The 22,213-nt window shown below is 50.2% G+C and carries 14 protein-coding genes; 6 read left to right on the top strand and 8 right to left on the bottom strand.

Annotated features, from left to right (window positions below):
• Positions 1–27: 27 nt before the first annotated feature.
• Entirely contained in the window at positions 28–2,574 is a 2,547-nt protein-coding gene (locus CHB92_RS01800) for a PIG-L family deacetylase (RefSeq protein ID WP_089317436.1), read from the bottom strand.
• A 439-nt stretch (positions 2,575–3,013) separates the two neighbouring features.
• Between CHB92_RS01800 and CHB92_RS01795 the strand changes: the two genes are divergently transcribed.
• The 3 genes from CHB92_RS01795 (at position 3,014) to CHB92_RS01785 (ending at position 5,077) form a co-directional block, all read left to right on the top strand.
• Entirely contained in the window at positions 3,014–3,709 is a 696-nt protein-coding gene (locus CHB92_RS01795; protein ID WP_089317435.1) for a hypothetical protein, read from the top strand.
• Between the two features lie 279 nt (positions 3,710–3,988).
• On the top strand, positions 3,989–4,366 hold the full coding sequence (locus CHB92_RS01790) for a hypothetical protein (RefSeq protein ID WP_089317434.1): 378 nt from the start codon (positions 3,989–3,991) through the stop codon (positions 4,364–4,366).
• A 243-nt stretch (positions 4,367–4,609) separates the two neighbouring features.
• On the top strand, positions 4,610–5,077 hold the full coding sequence (locus CHB92_RS01785; protein ID WP_245842243.1) for an STAS/SEC14 domain-containing protein: 468 nt from the start codon (positions 4,610–4,612) through the stop codon (positions 5,075–5,077).
• 171 nt (positions 5,078–5,248) lie between these two features.
• Here the strand turns inward: CHB92_RS01785 and CHB92_RS01780 are convergent, their stop codons facing one another.
• On the bottom strand, positions 5,249–5,452 hold the full coding sequence (locus CHB92_RS01780) for a hypothetical protein (RefSeq protein WP_089317433.1): 204 nt from the start codon (positions 5,450–5,452) through the stop codon (positions 5,249–5,251).
• A 284-nt stretch (positions 5,453–5,736) separates the two neighbouring features.
• On the opposite strand from CHB92_RS01780, the gene CHB92_RS01775 reads away from it, so the two are divergent.
• Genes CHB92_RS01775 through CHB92_RS01765 form a run of 3 tightly spaced genes read left to right on the top strand, consistent with a single transcriptional unit; the run spans position 5,737 to position 7,788 of the window.
• The gene (locus tag CHB92_RS01775; protein WP_089317432.1) at positions 5,737–6,408 is read left to right on the top strand and encodes an alpha/beta hydrolase; all 672 of its coding nucleotides are present in this window, start codon (positions 5,737–5,739) and stop codon (positions 6,406–6,408) included.
• Positions 6,392–6,646, top strand: coding sequence for a hypothetical protein (locus CHB92_RS01770; RefSeq protein WP_089317431.1), 255 nt, complete (start codon positions 6,392–6,394; stop codon positions 6,644–6,646). Before CHB92_RS01775 ends, CHB92_RS01770 begins: the two co-directional genes overlap by 17 nt.
• Positions 6,647–6,648: 2 nt before the next feature.
• Positions 6,649–7,788, top strand: a complete 1,140-nt coding sequence (locus tag CHB92_RS01765) for an NAD(P)/FAD-dependent oxidoreductase (protein WP_089317430.1) — start codon at positions 6,649–6,651, stop codon at positions 7,786–7,788.
• Positions 7,789–7,870: 82 nt separating this feature from the next.
• On the opposite strand, the gene CHB92_RS01760 is transcribed toward CHB92_RS01765, so the two are convergent.
• From CHB92_RS01760 to CHB92_RS01735, 6 genes are all read right to left on the bottom strand, one after another.
• Positions 7,871–8,080, bottom strand: a complete 210-nt coding sequence (locus tag CHB92_RS01760) for a hypothetical protein (RefSeq protein WP_089317429.1) — start codon at positions 8,078–8,080, stop codon at positions 7,871–7,873.
• Between the two features lie 293 nt (positions 8,081–8,373).
• Positions 8,374–10,029: a dipeptidyl-peptidase 3 family protein gene (locus tag CHB92_RS01755; protein ID WP_089317428.1), complete on the bottom strand. Its 1,656-nt coding sequence runs from the start codon at positions 10,027–10,029 to the stop codon at positions 8,374–8,376.
• A 199-nt stretch (positions 10,030–10,228) separates the two neighbouring features.
• Positions 10,229–11,206, bottom strand: coding sequence for a hypothetical protein (locus CHB92_RS01750; RefSeq protein WP_089317427.1), 978 nt, complete (start codon positions 11,204–11,206; stop codon positions 10,229–10,231).
• Positions 11,207–11,520: 314 nt separating this feature from the next.
• Positions 11,521–12,135, bottom strand: a complete 615-nt coding sequence (locus tag CHB92_RS01745; protein WP_089317426.1) for a deoxynucleoside kinase — start codon at positions 12,133–12,135, stop codon at positions 11,521–11,523.
• A 150-nt stretch (positions 12,136–12,285) separates the two neighbouring features.
• Positions 12,286–13,245 (bottom strand): PorP/SprF family type IX secretion system membrane protein, encoded by a 960-nt coding sequence (locus CHB92_RS01740; RefSeq protein WP_089317425.1) that lies wholly within the window; start codon positions 13,243–13,245, stop codon positions 12,286–12,288.
• Positions 13,246–13,315: 70 nt separating this feature from the next.
• Positions 13,316–21,691 carry an invasin domain 3-containing protein gene (locus CHB92_RS01735; RefSeq protein WP_089317424.1) on the bottom strand — a complete coding sequence of 2,792 codons (8,376 nt, stop codon included), beginning with the start codon at positions 21,689–21,691 and terminating at the stop codon, positions 13,316–13,318.
• Positions 21,692–22,213 lie beyond the last annotated feature (522 nt).

Below are 22,213 nucleotides of genomic sequence, written 5' to 3'. Positions count from 1 at the left end.
AAGAAGCTCGGCCTTTCCTGCTGTTATTTACTTATTGGAGTGTGATTGCGCGTCTGTGCCCCCTCCTGGCGTATTTTTACCCAAGGAGATCAGGTTGGCAAAGAGGCGGTAAGCACCGGGCACACCGGCAGGCAGCTCTCTGAACCAGGAATACCCAGTATAAATGTAGTTTCCTTTGCCATATGGGGCAACCAGAAGTCCTCCTTTGCGGGCCGGCTCACCGGGGTCGTTTGAGGAGAGGATGGCCTGGTATTCCTCGCTCCACTCGTTCGGGAAGTACAAGCCTCGCTCCTGGACCCAACCCTCAAAGTCCTTTCGGGTGATCTTGTTAGGCGTGTTCAGCACAGGGTGATTCGGCTCCAGAAAGCGCACTTCGGCGTCCTCCACAGTCACCCGGTCGCGGGAGAGTTGCAGCGGGTAAGGCCCGACATTGGGCAACACCAAGCTATGGTTGGTATTGTACTGCACGATCAGGTTGCCGCCCTGCTTCACGTACTCCAGCAGGGTAGGCTGGTAAAACTTCAAACGGTCTACAGTGTTATAGGCCCGTACACCCAGGATGATGGCATCAAACTGCTGCAACTTGTTCAGCCGCATGTCTTCGTCCTGCAGAAGGGTAACATCGTAGCCGATCTGTTGCAGGCTTGTCGGGATATCATCGCCTGCCCCCATCAGATAGCCTATTTTCTGCCCTTTCTTCTGCAGGTCCAGTTTCACGATTTTGGCCGTTGCATCCGGAAAGGTTACCTGTGCCGGAATATGACTGTAGCTGATCACTTTTAAGCCGTGCTGATACTCTTTGCCCTCTACTACAGCCACGGCCTTTAGTTCCGCTTCCTGCTGCTCCTGTGGGGGGTACACCGTAAACGTTACAGGGAGTTCGGCCCCCTTCGTTGGAAGAGTAAAGGGTACAGCAGCTGGCACAGAGCGCCATCCCTGCGGCAGCTGAAGTTTCAGGGTACCATTTAAGTTTGCCTTGCCCGCTTTCACCAATACCTGCACCTGCTTTGGTTCCTGGCTGGCGAACACATACACATGCTCCGCCACGTTCACAAACACGGGGGGGGTTATGACAAAGGGCCGGTACACCTCCCCCTCCACCGGGTCAGTACGCTTGTACACAACTGGCACTTTTACCTGTAGCGGCTCCCCAGCGACAGTCAGGTCAAAAGTAGCCTGTACGGCAGGCGCATTCTCCGGCATGCCTACCTCCTGCTGGCTCTCCACGGCAAACATGCCCAGGGTTCCTTTACGGCGCAACCAGTAAGGCTGAGAAGACTCGCTACCGTTCGGGAGCACTCTGGTCGCACTGTATTTTATCGGCTCGTTGTTCTGCAAGGGCTTATTTAAGGTTGTATCGGCAGAAGAGAAGGAATACCTTACTTTACGGAGCGTAACCGGTACTGCGGAGCGGTTTATCGCTTCAACGTTTAGTTTTACGGGCTGGCCCGGAGTCGCGGCAAAATCGTTGGCGGTTACCTCCAGGTACAGCCCCATGGCCGCCTGCATCACGTCCTGCAACTCTTCCTGCTTCACGCGCTTCCAATAGCTGTCCGGCAGCTTGTCTAATTCCTTTTTAGCTGTAATCAGGGTAGGTACAACAGCGGCGGGCTCGGCAGGCCGGTAGGTATCAATAGCTTTCTGGATCAGCTTGCCAACCTTTTCTCCTCCCTTTACCCGGCTCCAGCTGGTGGGTATCCCCTCGAACAGGGAAGCTTCGGCTTTATCCCCTTTCGTGTGCTGCAGGTACTCGATGCTAGTGCCCCTTGCGCCAGTGGCGCCAAAGCCCTGGCTTTTGTGCATGCTGCGGCTCTCAGCGGCGATCTCCCCGTAAGACTTGCCCAGGAGCGGATTATAGCCCCCTACATCCACTTTAAGAAGCTCCTTCCCATGCTTTTCGAACTCCTCCTGGCTCTTAAAAGACCATACCCCGGTGTTCCACAGCAAGCGTTTCGGTTGCCACACGTCCACGTACTTCAGCTGCTCCGGGAAGCGCTTGGGATCAGCCGCTGCGGTAAAAGCTTCTTCGGCTAAAATGGCGGAGGCCGTATGGTGTCCGTGTCCGGCCCGCTCGTCCGGCGGAAAGCGCGTAATCATTACGTCCGGCCTGAACTTGCGTATCACATACACCATGTCGGCCAATACCTGCTCCTTGTCCCAGATCGTAAAGGTTTCCTCCGGATCTTTGGAGTAGCCGAAGTCATTCGCCCGCGTAAAGAACTGCCGTCCACCGTCTGTCCGTCGCGCCTGCAGCAGCTCCTGTGTCCGGATTAACCCCAGCTCCTCGCGTATCTCCGGCCCGATCAGGTTCTGCCCCCCGTCACCCCGCGTTACGGCCAGATAGCCGGTATTATAGAGCTTCTCATTCGAGAGGTAGGCGATCAGCCGGGTATTCTCATCATCAGGGTGAGCCGCAACATACAAGGCGCTCCCCAATACATTCAGCTTTTTCAGGCCTTGCAGGACCTGACCAGAGGAAGACCGTACAGGAGCCTGAGCTTGTGTTACACCACAGGTGAAGAGCAGCGCCAACAGGCACAAGATACCAGAGCTACTCCTTAAGTATTTTAGCATAAGTAACAATGAAACGTTTATAACAGGCAATAACTTCTCCAGAGATGGAGTCATTTTGTAAATCTAGAAAATTAAGCTGAGCAATAACAGACCACCCCGAATACCTTGGACAGAAAGGCGTTTGAGGCGTACAAACAACCCAAAAATGCCGAATAAACGGTATTGCCTGTACAAAAATACATTAAACTTTTTAGCTCAAACCGATCTCTGTTACCACATCAAATCCAAATCATTATTGATAACAAAACAACACCATTAACAGTATGATTTACAGGGTTAACTAAATAATTTTGACAACGTACAAGAATAACTCAAATTTTTCTTGCTAAATTTCGAACTCGGAACTGACTGATGTTGCTGTAACAGATAGTATGGGAAGCCTCCTTCTCTTTGCTTGCTGCTGTAACAACACTGCTGGTCTCCTCTAACATTGAGAAACATGCCGACTGCACAAGAAAGCAACATCGAAGATTTCGCTTACGATTACTTGCGCGCGTACTACCAGAAGCGCCAGGACATTAAGACGCTAACAGTTGATAAGGCAGAGAAGACGAAGGAAGGCGCTGTGGCCGATGGTCTTTTTTCCTTCATGAACTCTGATAAGAGTGTTCTTACTGCCTCCCTTCACACCAGGGCGTCTAAAAGCATCGCTATGTTGCTCAAGCGCTACAAAAAACGTGGGCTCAGTAAACTGCGCTATGTCACAGGTACCTTGTTTATGGCAGGCACTGTTTATATGGGTTTGCAGCTCGGTCATTGGCTAGCCTTCACGCTACTTCCGGTCCTGGTTGCTATTACTACCTTTCTGCTACACTCCCTCCTGGAGAAACGGTATCTTCAAAACAAGATCACGGCCATGGTAGACGAGGTAAGGAAGCTGCCCGCTAATGAGCAGTGGCTGGGCATTTCCATTAGCAGCCTTACGTTTCGCCAAAATGGGCTGGCCCAGCACCTGCTGGATACCTGCCAGCGCCGCGGAATTGGTGTGATAACGGTTGGCAAGCGAGCTAAAGTGGTACTCATGCAAGAGCCTCAGGCTAAGGTTTGCCGTCGTGGTGATTTTCTGTCTTATTACGAAGCAGAGCCCCGCATTCGCAAGGCACTGCAAGGCGACTCGTTTTTGCGCGTGGCCTGAGAAAAGGACAACTTAGTTTGTACCAGGCCCCCTCATGTTGTAACGCGTTGCAACATGAGGGCTTTTTATTTAGTACAATACTCAACACCTTAACTCTAAAAAAAAGAAAGCTTATGACTCTGATGTTGTTAATTGTACTAGCGATTGCCCTTATTATTGGTATCATTTGGTTTAAATCACAAACGCCAAAGCATTAAGAGGGCAGCAAGACCAAATGAGCGGGCAAGGCACCCTGCTCACCCTGGCCACAAATGAGGAAACTCCCACCTTATAAAACGAATGATTACAAAGCCTATAAAAATATCTTATTGGTACCTGATACTCCTCCTGTTAGCCTGCGCTTGCGGAGGAGATGAACCGAAACGCATCCCTACCACCCTTCCGGATGTGCACGGCAGTGTCTCCGAGGTCGAGCGGTCTGCTAAAATTGATGCCATCCTGGCAACAGTACAAGTAAAGGCCATGGAAGGCATTGCAGCAGACTACCCGGCGGCTATTATCAGGATAGATGAAAACACCTTACTCGAAAATGCAACAGGAGAGGAACTGCCCCTGGCACAGGTAAGGGTAGGCAGTGAAGTACATATTTGGTTTGAGGAGGGTATTCTGGAGTCCCCTATGGAAGGGTATGCGAAGGCCGTTCGCGTGCTGGACTAGCTCCTGGCGCTAACCTGCCTTATCTATTTAAGTTATTTTATTTCTGAAACAAGTCTTCTCTGGTACCCTGAAGCTTAGACTCTCCTTTACTGACGCGTGACGCTGCCTATTCCGGTTCATGGAGGGTGTGTTGTACAGATTATCTCCCCTTGGCGCCTCCTTTTTGCCCCAACACCCGTACAAGTCTTGCAAACCTCACCTAATAATTGCATTAAGGCGACTCTTCCACTTACGCGCGCATGCATGGAAACCTATTACACAGAATTTAGTGACCTGATAGCCGCCTGGCCGGATCCAGTACTGCTTACGGACCTGGGAGGCGGTACCTTTGTTACCATCATGCTTCACCCTGGATATATAGAGGCGAAGTGGTCGGGGCATCTTACCGCGGATGATGTGATCACGGCTTCTAAAGTTTATCTGGCACTTTTGCGTAACTCAGACAGCCCCAAGTTGCTGAACGATAAGACGGGAGCTACAGGCGATTGGTCAGAGGCCAACGACTGGCTGGAGTTTGAGTGGTTCCCTAAAGCAGTAAAGGCCGGGCTTCGCTGTGTTGCCCATGTCTACTCCAATAACATGTTTAGCATGCTGTCGGCCAGGGACCTTTATACCCGTAGCATCCCAGACTTGCAGACGTACAACTTTCAGGACAGAAGCGCTGCCGAGGAGTGGCTGCTTGCCTGTAAGGCCTCTGGCGAAGCAAGTTAATGGCAGCTGCCGCAAGAAATCAGGCTCCTGTAACAACAACTTGCTGCAAAGCTCCAGGAGAGCTTTTTAGCATTGGGGTGACCTGAAGGCCTGCCATTTATGCAGGCAAAGATAAGCGCTGCCAGCCGGCAGCTGAGGATTAGTAGCAAATGCCCTATCCTCAGCTGCCTTTTACTTTGCAGCAATGGCAGCAGGCGCTACTACGGATATTTCCACTGTATCCAGCATCACGTCCATAACGGGTCGCTCCACTTCTGTTGCAGGAACGTTTGACTTTACTGTTATTACTTCTGCTGGCTTATCTACACTTACTGTTTCCTGCACAGCTAAACCAAAACCAAAAAAAGAGGCGAAAAGAACAATTAAGATTTTCATAGCTTTATCATTTATATGTTTTACATCATTTTGTTATTGCAAATATACTATACAGTACTATGCATAGCAAAGTACTGTTGCATGCTTTACTACCCTTTTATACCAACTGGTGTATTTCTTCCGCGAACAAGCCCGAAAATAAGATTAACAGAGAATGGCCGTTTTCCCTGCTACACGCCCCAAAGAGGCATTATGGCTTTTATCGTTTAGGACTCCGTTAAAGTCTGTCCCTTCTGCATGAGCAGTTTTTAAAATACTCCCGCCATATCACGTATAGGCTAGCTATGAGCACGATCTACTTTATCAGCGGCTTAGGAGCCGACTGGCGCATGTTTCAGTTCCTGAAACTGCCCAGGTACCTGGCGCAGCAACATGTACATTGGATAGCCCCAACGGATGTGAATGAACCCTTGTCTTCTTTTGTGCAGCGGCTCCGGGTGCAGATCCAGGACCCGGCCCCCATCCTGATAGGCCTTTCTTTTGGTGGTATAGTAGCCATTGAACTGGCCAAGGTTCTGAAGCCCCGGAAACTTATCCTTATCTCCAGCTTAGCCACCCGCCACGCCCTGCCCTGGTATTACCGTATGGCAGGAAAGCTGAAATTACAAAAGCGGGTGCCCTTCAGGCTAATGCAAAGCGGCTATCCGCTTGCTCCCCCTTTTTTCGGGGCGCACACTAGGCCTGAGAAGAAACTGCTGAAGCGTGTGATCCTCGACATGGACGAGCTGTTCCTGCGTTGGGCACTTACACAGCTGCTGAACTGGCAACAAGCGAAAGTAGTACCGGGCCTTGTGCAACTGCACGGCACTGCTGACCTGGTACTCCCCCTGTATGACAGGCCCGATATCATCAAGATAAAAGGCGGGGAACATCTGATGGTCATGAACCGGGCAGAGGAAGTGAGCGCCATTTTAAGTCGAATTTTACTAGATTGCACCTATGACGAACAAGCATAAGTTTATTGTAACTACTACCGGTGGGCAGCAGGTGGACCTGACGAACGCTACTACCCTTAAGAGCAACAACCTCTACCCTTTCGGCAAGCATAACTACTCTGTTTATGAAACACCTGCAGGTGTTTTTGTCAGGGGGCTGAACCGCGGGGAAAGAGAGATCATGCTTACCCACTTTGAACTAATGGATGAGGCAACGGCCCGCAACTACAAGCACGAGTACACCCGACAAGACGATTAAGCATGCAGTTAAGCTACTGGGAGCGCGACAGCTATTTCAGCAACATTGATGTACTTATTGTAGGCAGTGGCATTGTAGGCCTCAATGCTGCGCTACACCTTAAAAAGACCCAGCCAAAGCTGAAAGTGATGGTGGTGGAGCGGGGCCTGCTTCCTACAGGTGCCAGTTCTAAGAATGCCGGCTTTGCCTGCTTCGGCAGCCCCTCAGAGTTATTGGAAGACCTGGCCCACCTTTCAGAGGAAGCCGTCTTTCAGCAGGTAGCACGCCGTTGGAAAGGCTTACAGCGTTTACGTCAGAACCTGGGCGACCAGGCCATCGACTATCACCGCTGGGGAGGTTACGAACTGTTTGAGCCACACCAGCATGAACTATACGAACAGTGCCAGGAAGCCCTCCCCTATCTGAACAAGCAACTGGAAAAGATCATGGGCGAGCCAAACGTGTATCGGCCTGCCGATGAAAAGATCGCCAGTTTTGGCTTTAAAGGGGTTAAACGTTTGATAGAGAGTATCGCCGAAGGCCAGATCGACACAGGCAGGATGATCCTGGCGCTCACGCAGAAAGTACAGGCAGAGGGGGTGCTGGTCTTAAACGGTATCGAGGTCTTGCAGCTACAGGACAACGGGAAGGGAATAGCGGCTACTACGGCACAAGGGCTTACGATTGAAGCGCGCGCCGCCCTGGTAGCGACAAACGGCTTTGCCCGTAAGCTCCTGCCGCAGCTTTCTATCGTCCCTGCCCGGGCCCAGGTGCTCATCACCGAACCGATTCCAGGCCTTAAGCTAAAAGGCACGTTTCACTACGATAAAGGCTACTATTACTTCCGGAACGTCGGCAACCGGGTACTTTTTGGCGGCGGCCGGAACCTAGACATCAAAGCAGAGGAAACAACTGAGTTTGGCCTTACCGCAGTGGTACAGCAAAGGCTGGAGGAACTGCTGCGCCAAATTATCCTTCCGGATACACCGTTTGAGGTAGCCCACCGGTGGAGCGGCATCATGGGCATGGGGGCTGAGAAGACCACTATTGTTCAAAAGGTATCCGAGCGGATTAGCTGCTCTATACGACTGAGCGGCATGGGGATTGCCATTGGTTCGCTGGTTGGAGAAGAAGGGGCAGCATTAGTACTGCAACAGTTATAGAATAGAAGGGCCTTTAAAAGCAGAAAAGGCAATTGAGCGCGTCAATGGCCTTTTCTGCTTTTAAACAAGCTAAAGCAAACTCTCAGGCAGCCGTCCATTCTCTCACATTTTGATATAACAACGGAGCACCAAGTTTCTGGGCTTCCCTTTCTGCGCAGTAAAACGCCTGGTACTCTTCCTCTCCCATCTCCTCGCGTAGGGCTATATGGAACAGTGCCATTTCGGGATACAGTTTATATTGCTCCAGACGCTCCTGCAGACTATTTCTGTTAAATTCATAAAAGCTTTTCATTGCTGGTTTCTCTCTTAAAATATTGACGCATAATTAATTACCATCCCTAACATACTCCTATGCGAGCACTTAAGTTTTAGGTTCTATAACAGCAGCTTCATAACAACAGGTAAAGCATCAGTACCTGCTAAAAAATAAAGGGGCTACACCAAAAATGTGTTGCCCCTTTACTAAGAAATAAGTGCTTTTACACGCCATTACTTATCTTTTCGGCAGCCTTATTGTCTATTCCTGATAATTTTGCAAAAACAAGCCGCTGAATCTGTTCTTTCTGTTAAACGCAGCTACTCCTTCTAAAGCCCCAGTACGTCTACCCCCTGCTCAAACACAATGTCCACAGGTATGTTGGCTTGGGCCAGGCGGTCGAGGTCTGCCTGCAGCTGCGGGCTAACCTGCCCTTGCTTTTCCAGCAGTTCCCCTACCCCCGCATAGTCACCTTCCCCCTGTAAGGTCAGGATCTTCTCAGACAGCTTGTTCATGGCCTCGCGCATCTTCTCGTAGTTTACCCGGTACTTGCCTGTAGCCTCGTCGCGCTCAAAGGCTCCGTTCTCTTTAAAGAAGTTGAAGCGCACCATGTTGGCTTGGCCATGTGCACTGGCGGCCCCAAAGCGAACCGAACGGAAGATGCCCGCCAGGAAGGTGGTATAGTAATCCTCCAGGTCTCCTTCCAGTTCGCCTTTCTCGTGCAACTGCGTGATCATGTACAAGCCCAGGATGTCGGCTTTTCCCTCCTCCAGGGCAGAGGCATGCTCTTTCAGGGCTTCACGCACAGTTCCCTTTCCGTTCACCGTGTTCTTAATACCCAGCCCGTGGGCTACCTCATGGAACATGGTGTTGGCAAAAAAAGCATCAAACGTAACGTTTTCCTGCTGGTCCTCCACAATGAGCTCCTCCGCGATAGGTTCCATGATCTTATCGAACTTGGCACGCATGGCGTTTTTGAGCTGCAGCCTGCGGGTACCCTTTTTCAGTTGCACCTCTTCATCATTCGGCAGGTTGATGGCGATGGTCTTGCTACCGGCATTACTGTCACCAGCATAATACACCACATCATAGGCGTTCAGGTCAGAGTCTGTACCCGGTGTCTCGGTTTTGTACTTGCCAGCCACGGGCAAGCCGCGTTGTAGCTCCGGCAGAAAAGCAGCGTATTTTGCCAGGCGCTCGCTCCACTCCTGGTCTTTTACCAGCACGTACGCTTCATGCGCTGCCTTATAGCCGAACAGCTTGTCCTCGTAAGTTTCTATCGGCCCTATCACCACGTCAATGGTGTTGTTCTTCATGTCCATCCAGGCCAGGTCGCTTGGCTGGTAGTTGTCAGTAAGCAGCGCCTCTGCCCGCAGGTTCAGGTACTTTTTCAGCCCTGGCTCCTCGGCCAGGTTAGCCGCCTGCCGTAAGAGGTCTGCCGCCCGCGTTACTTCCTCCTTAAACTGCACGTGGTAGGGCACCGTGATCAGCTTTCCACTCTCGTCGCGGCGCAGGAAGGTGTACTGACTGGCTTTGTCTGGCAGGTTGGCCTGTTCAAACTCCTCCTTCGTCATGTCCTCCGGGTAGAAGTTCGCTCCCTCCGGCTTAGGTCCTACCCCGGCAATAAAAGGCTCATTATTATTCAGGCGGTCCCAAGGGCCATAGTTAATGTTCACAAAGCGCTTTGCCGGGTCACTATCCAGGGCAGCCAGAAGTGAATCGCTTTTGCCATACGCCTCATACCAGAACAGGCCATTCATGATATCGGCGGCTTCTATTAACAGCGGAATCATCTGCTTCTCCTTCTCCGTAAGCTTGCTCAGGTCAGAGGTCAGGCGCACGTTGGTGTACATGTCCAGCTTCTGCTGCAGGCTGTCATCTGCCTGCACGGCCGTTGCAGTCGTTTCATCTTCTGTCGTTTTGGTCGTGCAGCTAAAAGTAGCCGCTGCTAGTGCCGAGGCAAATAGGATATGGCGTGGTCTCATGTTTATTCGTTTGGTTTGATAGGGAAGATAATAAAATTTGGGACGTGGGGAAATTTGAATATTAAGCTATGTAATGAGCTACAACACAACCTTTTTTTAAGAAGCCTTGCATATCATTTGCGTAAACCCCTAATAAAAAGAAAGAGATGAAGCATCCTAACTCCATCTCTTTTGTAAATAAATTAACTACTACTACTCTCTAGTTTTCTTCTTCACAGTTATTTACATCCATCCAATCACCTATTCTTCCTGCAGCATCATTAGCAGCAACAGCCAATGGATCATTTTTATCACTAGCAGTAAGGTTATCAACTAATAACTTATCTAAAGTGGCCAAAAACGCTTCGATATCTGCTAGTTCTTCAGCAAGCACTGTTTCAGGAATATTACCCAGCTTGTAGTTTAAAAGCAGTGTAACACCTTGAGAGAAAGCTTTCTTAGAAACCTCAATTCCTCCTTTGCCATTCTCTTTGCCGCCATATTTCTTATCACTAGTCATCAAAGTAACCGCATCATCAACTGAATAAGTCTCTCCCCCGATTGTTACTTCTTGTACAGGCCATTTTTTGGGATCATGAAAATATCCCTGGCCTAAACCACAGTATGTTTCTTCTTCCTGACAGCCAGGACCATTTAATGTGGCTGATAAGCAGTTATTGGCTATTTGAAGACCAACCTTCGCGCTAGTTACTTGAACAGCAGAATTAAGGGTAAGAATAAAAGTTAATGTTTCACCACCTCGCAGGCCATTCCCAAGACCTGTAAAGCTAACGGAACTAGATGTTATTGCATCTTTACAGAGGCCTTTGTCAAATGAAAGGTCCAAAGCCTTGGGATTGCCATCTAATGGCTGCAATGATAATGCCACCACGTTAGCAGTAGAGAGCATAATGGGTTTTAGTTCACAATCAAGCAGCCCAAGCAATACTTTGTTTGGGCCACTATTGCTGTCACCATTATTTGTAACAGTGAAATACCAGGTTTTGCCATTGTCATTGGTGCTAATAGCGGAAAAGGTGAAAGGATTAGGTTCCGTAAGAGTAGCGTTTTTAGCTGCATCAGTAGCCGTATCATTTAAAGTAGCCGAAGGGCTTACCTCCTCCATTTCTTTCGAGCAGGAGAACAGGAACATAAGGGCGCAGAGGCCTAGGCTGAGCGTTTTTGTCAGTTTTACCATTTTAGTTTTATGTTGTTTGGTTTTGATTGATATTCAATATTAATCTATTACAATATCAAAGTTAAAGACTTTTATATATAAACAAAAGATTATATTGCATTATATTAACTTTTTATTTAATTTTTTCATCCAATCTAAACAACAAGAACAAAGAGAACAGGCACTACCCGCCTATCTAAAGCAAAAGACGCGAACAGCTATTGAGAAAGGCACAGTTATGGGAACGCTGTGGGGGCACAGCAGCAGGGTAGGTTATAAAAAAAGGCAGCGCTGCTTATGTAGCAGCGCTGCCTTTCATCATGTCGTAGTACCGTTTAAAACAGGCCGAATAGTTCTCCCTGTATCTTTTCAATGATCGTACCCAAATCCTCCGGGTTAGCAACAAAATCCAGGCTGTTCACATCAATCGTCAGCAATTTGCCCTGGTTGTAAGTGCTCATCCAGGTATTATAGTGCTCGTTCAGGTTACGCAGGTAGTTAATGCTGATACTGCTTTCGTAATCGCGGTTACGCTTTTCGATCTGGCCAATCAGCTTGGGCAGGTCCGCTTTCAGGTAGATCATTAGATCCGGAGCCTTCACCATGCTGATCATAGACTGAAACAGGGCCAGGTAGTTCTCATAGTCGCGCGTACTCATGAGATTGGACTGATGCAGGTTCTTGGCAAAGATATGGGCATCCTCATAAATCGTACGGTCCTGTATCACGCTCCGGCTGCTGCTCTGAATCTGCTGCACCTGGTTAAAGCGGCTGTTCAGGAAAAACACCTGCAGGTGAAAAGCCCATCGCTCCATATCCTCATAAAAATCCTTCAGGTAAGGGTTGTTCTCCACTGCCTCCAGGTACAAGTCCCACTTAAAGTGCTGAGACAGCTTAGTGGCCAGGGTGGTTTTGCCAGCCCCAATGTTGCCGACGATCGCAATATGCATGGTAATCTGTGGTTGTATAAAATGAGTGGCAAAAATACAAGCTTTTAGCCACTCCCCGGCAGTTGTTTATAGACAAGTTCCCCACCGGGTTATCAACACTTCAGCTCTTTGCCAACAATTTGCGACCTCGCCCACCGGCTCCGCCTACCCTTAGTACAGCTTCTCAGGAACCTCTCCCTTTGCTCTCGGGAGCATATCAAAACGCAGCATTACTTCGTGGGTGTTAGCCGTGTATTGGCTTATATCAGACACGGAATGGTCATAGGCATAGCCTACTCTAAACTGTTTGCCCACCTTAACCTCTGCTAAACCTATCAGGGTGTTGTTGGAACGGTAAGAAGCCCCAACACCAAAGAAATCGTTCAGCCACACATTGGTGTTGATGTCGAACTGCACCGGTGCACCTTGGGCTACTTTTATAAGGGTCGACGGTTTTACCTGCACATGCTCGCTAAGGTTAAACGTATACCCTGTGCTTAGGAAAAAGTGGCGAGCGTGCTGCGGCAGAGAGCCCTCCTCCTCTTCGCCAGTTGTCTTGCTTCTGAAGTCGCCACCAGCTAGCCTGGTTCTGAACAGATTAGGTGAAGACACACCCGCATAAAACTTGTCGCTGTAATAGTAAACGCCGTTACCAAAGTTAAACATGAGGTAGTTTTGCACCTCGCTGAACTGAACATCTGGTGCCCCCTGAGGGTTTAGCGCAACTTTAGTGTAATCGGCTTGCAATCTGGCAAGCCCTGCCTGCAATCCCATCGACAGCACACCTGACTCCATTTCGATGCGGAAGGCGTAGATACCGTTCATGCTCAGGGTGTTGGTAACGCCGATCCGGTCATTCACAATAGACAGACCAAGTGCTACATTGTCTTTCTTCAGCGGAGCGTGCACTGACAAAGACTGCGAAACAGGTGCCCCCTCTACCCCTACCCACTGGTTGCGGTAAAGCGCTGCCACGCTAAGACCTTCGTGGCTTCCGGCATAAGCGGGGTTCAACACCAGTCCATTGAACATATACTGGGAGTACATGGCCTCTTGCTGCGCGAAGGCGGCTCCTGACACCATCATCAGAATTCCAGCAAACAGGCTAATCTTGCGTAAAAGATTTTTCATAAGGTATAAAGTTTTATTAGCAGTAGCTGGCAGGGCGCTTCTGCTTCCTGCCAGCTGTGCTATCTGTTATTTATTTTCTTCTAATGATGAGGGAGTGTCTTCTTGGTTTCTCTCCGTTGTTCAGATCGATCACGTAGAAGTAAGTACCTTCCGGAAGCTTGTCTCCGATCACAAGACCTTTATTAGCTGTACCGTCCCAATCGTTCTGGTAGTGGTCGTTCTCGTATACAATGTCTCCCCATCGGTTAAACACTTTCAGCGATACCTTATACTCTTCTGCACCGTAGAGCACGAACACATCGTTTACACCATCCCAGTCTGGCGAGAAGCCTTCCGGTATAAACAGCTGACCTTGCTTCACCTGGATAGTAACCGTTGCCTGTGCACACTTAGCCGGATCGCCATTGTCACACACTTCATACACGAAGCTGTCTTCTCCTCTGTATCCTTTGTTAGGTGTGTAGGTAAAGCTACCGTCGGCCTTCATGATCACGCTTCCAAAGATCGGCTGGCGTACCAGCGCCAGTTTCACCGCTAATGGGTCACCATCTGGGTCGCTGTCGTTCAGAAGCACGTTACCAGTTAGCTTCTCGTGGTTATTTACTGTGTAAGTGTCGTTAACCGCTATTGGTGCCTCGTTTGCAACTGGCAGTGTCGTAAAGTTGACGCTTGCCGTGCTGTTGATGGCGACTCCATTTACCGTACCACTTACTACTGCTGTTCCGCTTGTTACCCCTGAGGAGAGCACCGCTGTGTACGTACCGTTGTTATGGTCGGTAATGGCACCCAGTGTACCTAAGGTAGTTGCCAGTGTAACTGTGTGGCCCCCGGTTCTGATTCGATGGCCTTGTGCATCAAACAAGGTCACGGTAATGATTGAAGTACTTACGCCATCTGCAGGGATAGAAGATTTCGAGGCGATGATGGTAGTATTTGCCTCGCTTGCACTACCTGCAACAAAGGTTACCTCTGGCTTAGGAGACAGCTGCTCAGTTCCTACCTGCGCCACAATGGTAGCTTTACCTATTGCAGCAGAACTAAGTGTAGCACTGTAGTTGCCATTTCCATTATTAGTTACAGCACTTAGTGCTCCGAAACTGCTGGTGATGGAAACAGGAAGGTTTGTCGCGAAATTGTTACCGTCTGCATCTTTTAACTGCACTGTGATCACAGACACGCTTACTCCGTCAGCTACTACTGTAGTTGGGTTGGCTGTAACTGTAGCAAGTCGCAGGTCTAGCACTGGCACGAACTCCACTTCCGCCTTGTCTGCAGCAAGTGTGTTGTTGTAACTAACTGTCACGGTCACGGTGCCTGCCGCCGTTCTGGCCGGAACAGTGGCGGTGTATACGCCGGCCGAACCAGGGGTGAAAGCAACGGCTACCCCGTCCAGCAGGATCTCTAACTCAGCAGCGTCCACGGCGATGGCGTTGCCGGCATAGTCCCTGAAGCTAACGGTGGCCGTTGAGGTGCTTACCCCGTCTGCGCTCACCTGCTCCGGGCTAGCCGTAACAACAGTACCCGCAAAGTTCAGCGTTGGAACGAACTCAACCGTGGCGTTGTCGCTCAGCGTTGCTCCTTTGTAAGTGGCGGTGATGGTTACCGTAGCGGCTGCAGTGCGGGCCGGAACCGTGGCCGTAAACACGCCGGCTGCTGCTTCCTGTGCTGTTACTGCTACGTTATCCAGCAGAAGCTCTACGTCGGCAGCGTCCACGGCGATCGGGTTGCCCGCGTAGTCCTTGAAAGCAACACGGGCAGTAGCCGTGGCAGATCCGTCCGCGTTCACCACCTCCGGAGAGGCCGTCACCTCGGTTGCCGCCAGGTTCACCACCGGCACGAACTCCACAGAGGCTGTGCTGCTCAGCAAGGCTCCCTCGTACTTGGCGCTTACCTCTACTACCGCGGCCGCTACTCTCGCTGGAACCACTGCCTCAAATACTCCCGTTCCACTTGGTGTTAGGTTAACTCCCACTCCGTCTAATAGCAGTTCCACTTTGGAGGCTTCTACCGAGATGCCTTTCCCTGCGTAATCTCTAAAGGTAACGGTTGCCGTGGAGGTGCTCACGCCGTCAGCGTTAACGATGGTAGGCGAAGCGCTTACCTCCGTAGCCGCCAGATTCACCACAGGGACAAACTCAACCTCCGCTTTGTCTGTCAGCGCCGTTCCCTCATATCTCGCTGCCACTTCCACAACTGCCGCTGAGGTTCTACCTTCAACTACCGCTGTGTAAACGCCGGCAGACACCTCCGTTACTTGTACAGCCTCTCCGTCCAACAGTATCTCCACTTTCGCAGCGTCCACCGCGATCGGGTTGCCTGCGTAGTCCTTGAACGCTACCCTGGCTGTCGATGTGCTTACCCCGTCCGCGCTCACTACCTCCGGCGAGGCCGTCACTACTGTGCCCGCCAGGTTTACCACTGGAACGAACTCAACTGTAGGCTGAGCCCCTACAGGCTCGCCCTCGTATCTGGCTGTCACCTCTACCGTCGCAGCTACTGTTCTGGCCGGAACTGTGGCCTCGAACACGCCGTCGCCCTTGGCTGTTGCTTCTACGGCGATTCCGTCTAATAACAGCGCCACGTTAGAAGCGTCTGTTGCTATGCTGTTACCTGCATAGTCTTTAAACACGACCCTTGCAGTAGCTGTGGCAACTCCGTCAGCGCTTACTCTTTCCGGCGAAACTGTTACCTCTGTTGCGGCCAGGTTTACTGTTGAGATGAACTCTACAGTAGCGTTGTCCGCAACCAGGACATTGTCATACGCCACTGTTACTGTCACCGTGCCTGCTGCCGTACGGGCTGGCACCGTGGCTGTATAAACTCCTGTTGTCCCCGGAGTGAAAACTACAGCCGTACCATTTAATAGTATCTCTACTTTCGCGGCGTTTACTTCAATAGCCTCGTTTGCATAATCTCTAAAAGTTATGGTTGCCGTAGCAGTACTAACTCCATCGGCATTTACCTGCTCGGGACTAGCCACCACTGTTGTTGCCAATAGATTCAACGCCGGAATGAATTCCACTTCTGCCTTGTCGGCTACAGGAGTAGTGTTGTAGTTAGCTGTTACTTCTGCTTTACCGGCTACAGTTCTCGCTGGCACTGTCGCCGTGAACACTCCGTTTCCTTTGTCCTGGAGGTCTGCCAGGGCCACCCCATCGACCAGCAGCCTTACTTTTGCTGCGTCAACCGAGATGCCGTTTCCTGCATGGTCCTTAAAGGCCACCTGGGCAAGCGATGTACTCACGCCATCCGCGTTTACAGTGGCTGGGAAAGCTGTTACCTCTGTTGCAGCAAGGTTAAGGGCTGATACAAAGGTTACGGCAGCCTCATCTGTTACAGTGTTATTGTCATAGCTGGCTGTTACCACCACCGTTCCGGCCTTGGTTCTGGCTGGCACTGTGGCTGTGTAAGCTCCTGCTGACACTTCTGTTACTTGTGCGGTCTCTCCGTCTAACAGTATCTCCACCTTAGAGGCCTCTACCGCTATCGCATTGCCTGCGTAGTCCTTGAACTCCACCCTGGCCGTCGAGGTGCTTACCCCGTCCGCGTTCACCACCTCCGGAGAGGCCGTCACTACTGTGCCCGCCAGGTTCGCCACCGGCACGAACTCCACTTCCGCCTTGTCTGCAGCGAGTGTGTTGTTGTAACTAACTGTCACGGTCACGGTGCCTGCCGCCGTTCTGGCCGGAACAGTGGCGGTGTATACGCCGGCCGAACCAGGGGTGAAAGCAACGGCTACCCCGTCCAGCAGGATCTCTAGCTCAGCGGCGTCCACGGCGATGGCGTTGCCGGCATAGTCCCTGAAGCTAACGGTGGCCGTTGAGGTGCTTACCCCGTCTGCGCTCACCTGCTCCGGGCTAGCCGTAACAACAGTACCCGCAAAGTTCAGCGTTGGAACGAACTCAACCGTGGCGTTGTCGCTCAGCGTTGCTCCTTTGTAAGTGGCGGTGATGGTTACCGTAGCGGCTGCAGTGCGGGCCGGAACCGTGGCCGTAAACACGCCGGCTGCTGCTTCCTGTGCTGTTACTGCTACGTTGTCCAGCAGAAGCTCTACGTCGGCAGCGTCCACGGCGATCGGGTTGCCCGCGTGGTCCTTGAAAGCAACACGGGCAGTAGCCGTGGCAGATCCGTCCGCGTTCACCACCTCCGGAGAGGCCGTCACCTCGGTTGCCGCCAGGTTCACAACCGGCACGAACTCCACAGATGCTGTGCTGCTCAGCAAGGCTCCCTCGTACTTGGCGCTTACCTCTACTACCGCGGCCGCTACTCTCGCTGGAACCACTGCCTCAAACAAGCCGTTGCCCTTGTTTGTGAAAGCAACAGCTGTGTTGTCTAAAAGCAACTGTACTTTCTCTTCTTCCACAGTCATGTTCTCGCCAAGGGTTGATCTGAACTGCACTGCTGCTGTAGCAGTACTAACACCGTCAGCATTTACTTGTGCTGGACTTACAGTAACTGTTGAGTTTGCCAGGCTTAACGTTGGCAATACCACCGGCACCGTTTCAAACAGCACCATAGCCTCATCGTTTACTTTTACACCATCATGCTTAGCCGTTACCACAACAGTAGTAGGGGCAGTTTGGGCTGGTACAATTGCAGTAAATACGCCGTTCCCTTTATTTTCTGTCGTTACTGGAACTCCGTCCAGTTCCAAGACCACTTTCGAAGCATCCACCGTAATCGGATTTCCGGCATAGTCTTTAAAGGCTACTGTAGCCAGAGAGGTACTGGTACCATCAGCATAGAGCATACTTGGATTCGCAGTAACAGTGGTTGTTGCCAGGTTTAAGGCAGGCACAAAAGTTACTTCCGCATCATCGGTGATAGCAGCACCATTTACTGTACCTGTAATGGTGGCAAGACCTGCTGCTGTGCCGGCTGTTAAAGTAGCTGTATAAGCGCCATCGCCAGCATAAGCAATGCCTGTGATTGTTCCCTTATCCGTAGTCAGGTTAAGTTCGCAGGCATCCATCACAACGTTTGTCTCGAAGTCATCTTTTAGCTGTACGCGTACCGTTGTGCTGCTAGAGCCGTCTGCTACCAAGCTGTTCTCGTCGGTGCTGATGGTTGTCTTTGCGAGGGATATAACCGTGATCTTTACCACATCGCTTGCCACGTCCACACAAGGGCCGCTTGTCACCAGTCTTCTGAAATACGTCGTGGTAGCTACCGTTCCAGGCGTGTAATGCTGCGTGGTTACGGCCGGCGAGATGTCAGTAAAGCTTACACCATTGTCCGTACTCTGCTGCCACTTAAAGGTGTAGGAATTGTCTCCTTCAGTAGGCATGGATCCTTCTATTTCGCCAACAGAAGCAGGCCCGCAGAAGGTAATTGTTGCCGGGGCTATCAGCTTGTTGTTCGCTACTGCCGGATAAACCTCTATTTTTATCTCGTTGCTATAGCTGTCGCAGGTACCGTTGTTAGTTACCCTTCTGAAAGTAGTCGGTTGCGTGAGTGCAGCGGGATCGTATTTCGCTGTGGTCGCGCCCTCTATGTTTTCAAAGTTGGTTCCGTCCAGGCTGCGCTGCCATTGGTAACTTACGAAAGAGGCATCCTCGTTACCTGCTAGCTCGGAAGGATCTCCGCTGTCGCAGAAAGAAGAAGTACCGTTATAGGTAATGGAGTTCTCTACATCCGTATCGTTAATCTTAACCATGATGGATGCCGGGGCAGCTGCGTCAGTGCATCCTCCACTAAATGCTTTTCTTCTAAAATATGTAGTGGTTGACACCAGGCCAGGGTTATAGTCCTTCTTTGTGGCGTCTGTGTCGCCTGTAATGTCTGCCCAGGTAGTGTTGTCGGCACTGATTTGCCACTGGTAGGTATACTCCCCGTTGCCACCAGACGGGCTTGAGCCTGTGATGGTACCAACGTTCGTAGCCCCACAGAATTCAGTCACACCACCAGGCAGGGCAACTGTATTGTTTTCAATTTTCGGATTTAAAGTAACCGCTACCTCAGACAAAGTCTGCTCGCAGGTAACGCTCTCCACGTAAGACATTTTCCTGGCAACCACTGTTAAGTTTACAGTGGTAACAGTAGTGGTTGTTAACGGGGAAATAGCCTTTAATACCAGGTCGCCGCCTGTGCCTAACTGAGAACTGATGGCAACGGTACCATTATATAGTGTATAGATAACGAGTGCCTCCGATGCTTTTACAGTTACCTCCGGTGTTTCACCGGAGCATAGCGTCAGGCTTGTCGGGGCAATTTCTTTTTCTGCCGGGGGCACGCAACGAATGATCACAGCAGGAGTTGGATCACTTTCGCAAGCGCCCTCTGCTGTAAAGGTGGCCGTTAAGTTCGCTCCCGCATAGAGGAAGAAATCGTTCTGAAAGTCTTTCTGCTCTACAGACCAGGCTCCTCCTACCAGTGTAGCAGAACCGATGAAGGCACCATCTACATATAACCGGACGATACCGGCTTCGCCTGGACCAGTTCCGGAGATTACGGTTGCGTTCTCCAGGATGTACTTTTCTGAGGTGGCAGGATCTATCGAGGCACTGATCGTGATGCTGGCGCTGCTCGAAACGTTCTTAACAAGAACTTCAGCAGATAAAGGACTCTCTGATTTACCCGGCGCAGTAGCCGTTGCAGTAAGCTTTGTACCAGCCGCAAGACTACCAGTAGCGATAGCCCAGCTTCCGTTAGCATTGGTAGTAGTTGTTCCGGCGACTGCACCATTTACATATAAAGTAATGGTTGTTCCGGCAGCCTCTGAGGAGGCACCTGTTACGTTACTAGTAGCTCCGCAGTATGTACCCGTAATAACTGGCGCCAGAGAACGCAGCATGATTACTGTTACTGGTGTTGAATCCACAGACTGGCATTTACCTGCTTCCAATGCAAAGGCTGTTACCTCATCGCCAGCTTTTAAGTTCAGTGAGGCCGCTGGTGCAGACCAATTGCCCGATGCGTCTGTTATTACCTGTGCTACCTCGGCTCCGTTCACCTTTAATATAATCTGGGCGTTAGGGGTGGCCTTACCGGTAATAAAGCTGGATACCGTCGTAATAGGACTGTTAACCGTAGGGGCAGCTGAAGTAGAGGTTGTGTTTACGCAGAGAAACGCTGAGTTAGAAGTACAGCCTCCTACAGTAATGGTAGCGCGGTACACGCCTGCCGCCAGGTTGTTACCACCATTACAAGAGTTACTAGTTGACAGCAGGTTACTTCCGGCAGTAGGGCAATAATAATAGGTGCCAGCAGCTACTGCTTTTGACACCAACACTTCACTCCCTAAATATAAGGTTACCGTACCTGCTACCGGTACGTTTATGGTTACATATTTATTACTGTTACCATTTGAGGCAGACAAACCCGGCATGGTTGGTTTAGAACAGTTCTGGGTAACCAGTACCCCGCTACAGTTTCTCTCCGATTCTTCTTTCCCTGGTGCCTTGGCCGAGGCAGTGATCACATCACCTTCCGCAAGCCCTGAAACAGGAAGAGACCACGTGCCGCCTGCCGTAACAGTTGCCGTGGCGCTAAGCGCAGTATTGTTTTTAAAAACAGTTATAATGGCACCAACAGCTTCTGTAGAGGTACCAGAAATACTTGAAGAGGTAACTAAAATAGGGGCACTAATGGTCGGACAGAGACTCCTAGGCTTTACGCCTGCGTTACCATCCTGAGGTGAGGTGGGATAATAGTTGTTTATAAGGTCCTCGAAAGCCTTGTCGTAATTACCGGCATATGTTCCATCATCTACCCCACCAACATCTGACTTAGCGTTGTTACCGATCGACGGCTCCGGATTCATTACGCTAAGTGCCGCCATCCTTATCTTTGTGTCTGCCGACAAACCAAACTCGGCCCAAGGCATATAAAAATCGTAGAAGTAGTCCTGGTCACCGCATTCTTCGGTAAAAGCAACAGACTTCTGGCCATGAGACTCATAGGCTTTGCTGGCCTTAAGCACAGGTGCCGTGGTACCATCTACGTCGTAGAGGCTCACACTGTGGTTCGTCATCAACACCAGCTCTAATTCAAAACCAGGGTTACCAACCACCGCATTAGGATCAGGGCTGGCACCACTAAAGCCGAACTTCTGATCCGTGTCAATCAGTACGCTGTACCCCTTAGAGTTAGGCGAGGTCTTATTAAGCCGGAAACGCACTAAAAAGTTGGCACCGTCATAATAAAACATGAAGGGGTCGCCTTCACCCGAGTCCACTAAGTCTGTAAACCCACAGCCAGGCCCGCGTAGCGGATCCTGTACAGGCTCCGTCACCAGGACCGGGGCAGGAACGTAACGGATCTCACTCTCCCCACGGTCGTTTGTCTTAAACCCAGCAGAAGTTTGAGAGGTATAGCCGTCTCCATTCGGATCAAGTACAGCCCTGCCCTCCGCCGTAGAAGCAGGCTTATAGATCAAGCCTTTGGTTTGCCCAAAGGATAAGAAAGAGCACAGCAGTAAAACCGGCAGGATGTAAAGTTTATTCATTCAGCTAAAGTTTATGTTAGATAGATGATAAGGTTCGTTTACTTTTTATTGCTTCGGCACCACTAAATACAGCACAGCCATGAAGGATGATGTCAATCATCCTTTTTTCGATGTTTTGTATAATAAAGTCTAAACATTCGGCCAAGCAGGCCAAAATAGTATTAGAATAGCAATACTATAGGTATGTAATTTTTACATCGTCTTTTAATGGAACAAGGACCGCCGTACGTGACAATTAACTTTATCCCTTATGGATTTTAAGAATTGATATGAAACAATGCAAATATATATATTTGTGATTATATACTTCAAATTGTTAGAAAAAGTTCTTTAAATATTTAAAAATATATTTATTCTAACCTTTAGATATAGAGCAATAACGTGATTTAATGGAATATCAGGCAGGATAAAGGGGTAATAATCAGGAGGTAACACGTAAGTGGCAGGCCCGCATCATCACATAAATTATAGTAAAACTACTTAGGATGCAAAGGTATTTCCAGTGGTGCTTATAGCTAATAA

Source organism: Pontibacter ummariensis (assembly GCF_900188175.1).
Taxonomy (GTDB): domain Bacteria; phylum Bacteroidota; class Bacteroidia; order Cytophagales; family Hymenobacteraceae; genus Pontibacter; species Pontibacter ummariensis.
Note: the sequence above shows the minus strand (reverse complement) of the source record. Positions and strands in the feature narration are given on the sequence as shown.

What these genes read in the sequence shown, in the direction of transcription:
- CHB92_RS01800 (WP_089317436.1), bottom strand. Translation starts at nt 2,574, where the DNA reads ATGCTAAAATACTTAAGGAGTAGCTCTGGTATCTTGTGCCTGTTGGCG.
- CHB92_RS01795 (WP_089317435.1), top strand. Translation starts at nt 3,014, where the DNA reads ATGCCGACTGCACAAGAAAGCAACATCGAAGATTTCGCTTACGATTAC.
- CHB92_RS01790 (WP_089317434.1), top strand. Translation starts at nt 3,989, where the DNA reads ATGATTACAAAGCCTATAAAAATATCTTATTGGTACCTGATACTCCTC.
- CHB92_RS01785 (WP_245842243.1), top strand. Translation starts at nt 4,610, where the DNA reads ATGGAAACCTATTACACAGAATTTAGTGACCTGATAGCCGCCTGGCCG.
- CHB92_RS01780 (WP_089317433.1), bottom strand. Translation starts at nt 5,452, where the DNA reads ATGAAAATCTTAATTGTTCTTTTCGCCTCTTTTTTTGGTTTTGGTTTA.
- CHB92_RS01775 (WP_089317432.1), top strand. Translation starts at nt 5,737, where the DNA reads ATGAGCACGATCTACTTTATCAGCGGCTTAGGAGCCGACTGGCGCATG.
- CHB92_RS01770 (WP_089317431.1), top strand. Translation starts at nt 6,392, where the DNA reads ATGACGAACAAGCATAAGTTTATTGTAACTACTACCGGTGGGCAGCAG.
- CHB92_RS01765 (WP_089317430.1), top strand. Translation starts at nt 6,649, where the DNA reads ATGCAGTTAAGCTACTGGGAGCGCGACAGCTATTTCAGCAACATTGAT.
- CHB92_RS01760 (WP_089317429.1), bottom strand. Translation starts at nt 8,080, where the DNA reads ATGAAAAGCTTTTATGAATTTAACAGAAATAGTCTGCAGGAGCGTCTG.
- CHB92_RS01755 (WP_089317428.1), bottom strand. Translation starts at nt 10,029, where the DNA reads ATGAGACCACGCCATATCCTATTTGCCTCGGCACTAGCAGCGGCTACT.
- CHB92_RS01750 (WP_089317427.1), bottom strand. Translation starts at nt 11,206, where the DNA reads ATGGTAAAACTGACAAAAACGCTCAGCCTAGGCCTCTGCGCCCTTATG.
- CHB92_RS01745 (WP_089317426.1), bottom strand. Translation starts at nt 12,135, where the DNA reads ATGCATATTGCGATCGTCGGCAACATTGGGGCTGGCAAAACCACCCTG.
- CHB92_RS01740 (WP_089317425.1), bottom strand. Translation starts at nt 13,245, where the DNA reads ATGAAAAATCTTTTACGCAAGATTAGCCTGTTTGCTGGAATTCTGATG.
- CHB92_RS01735 (WP_089317424.1), bottom strand. Translation starts at nt 21,691, where the DNA reads ATGAATAAACTTTACATCCTGCCGGTTTTACTGCTGTGCTCTTTCTTA.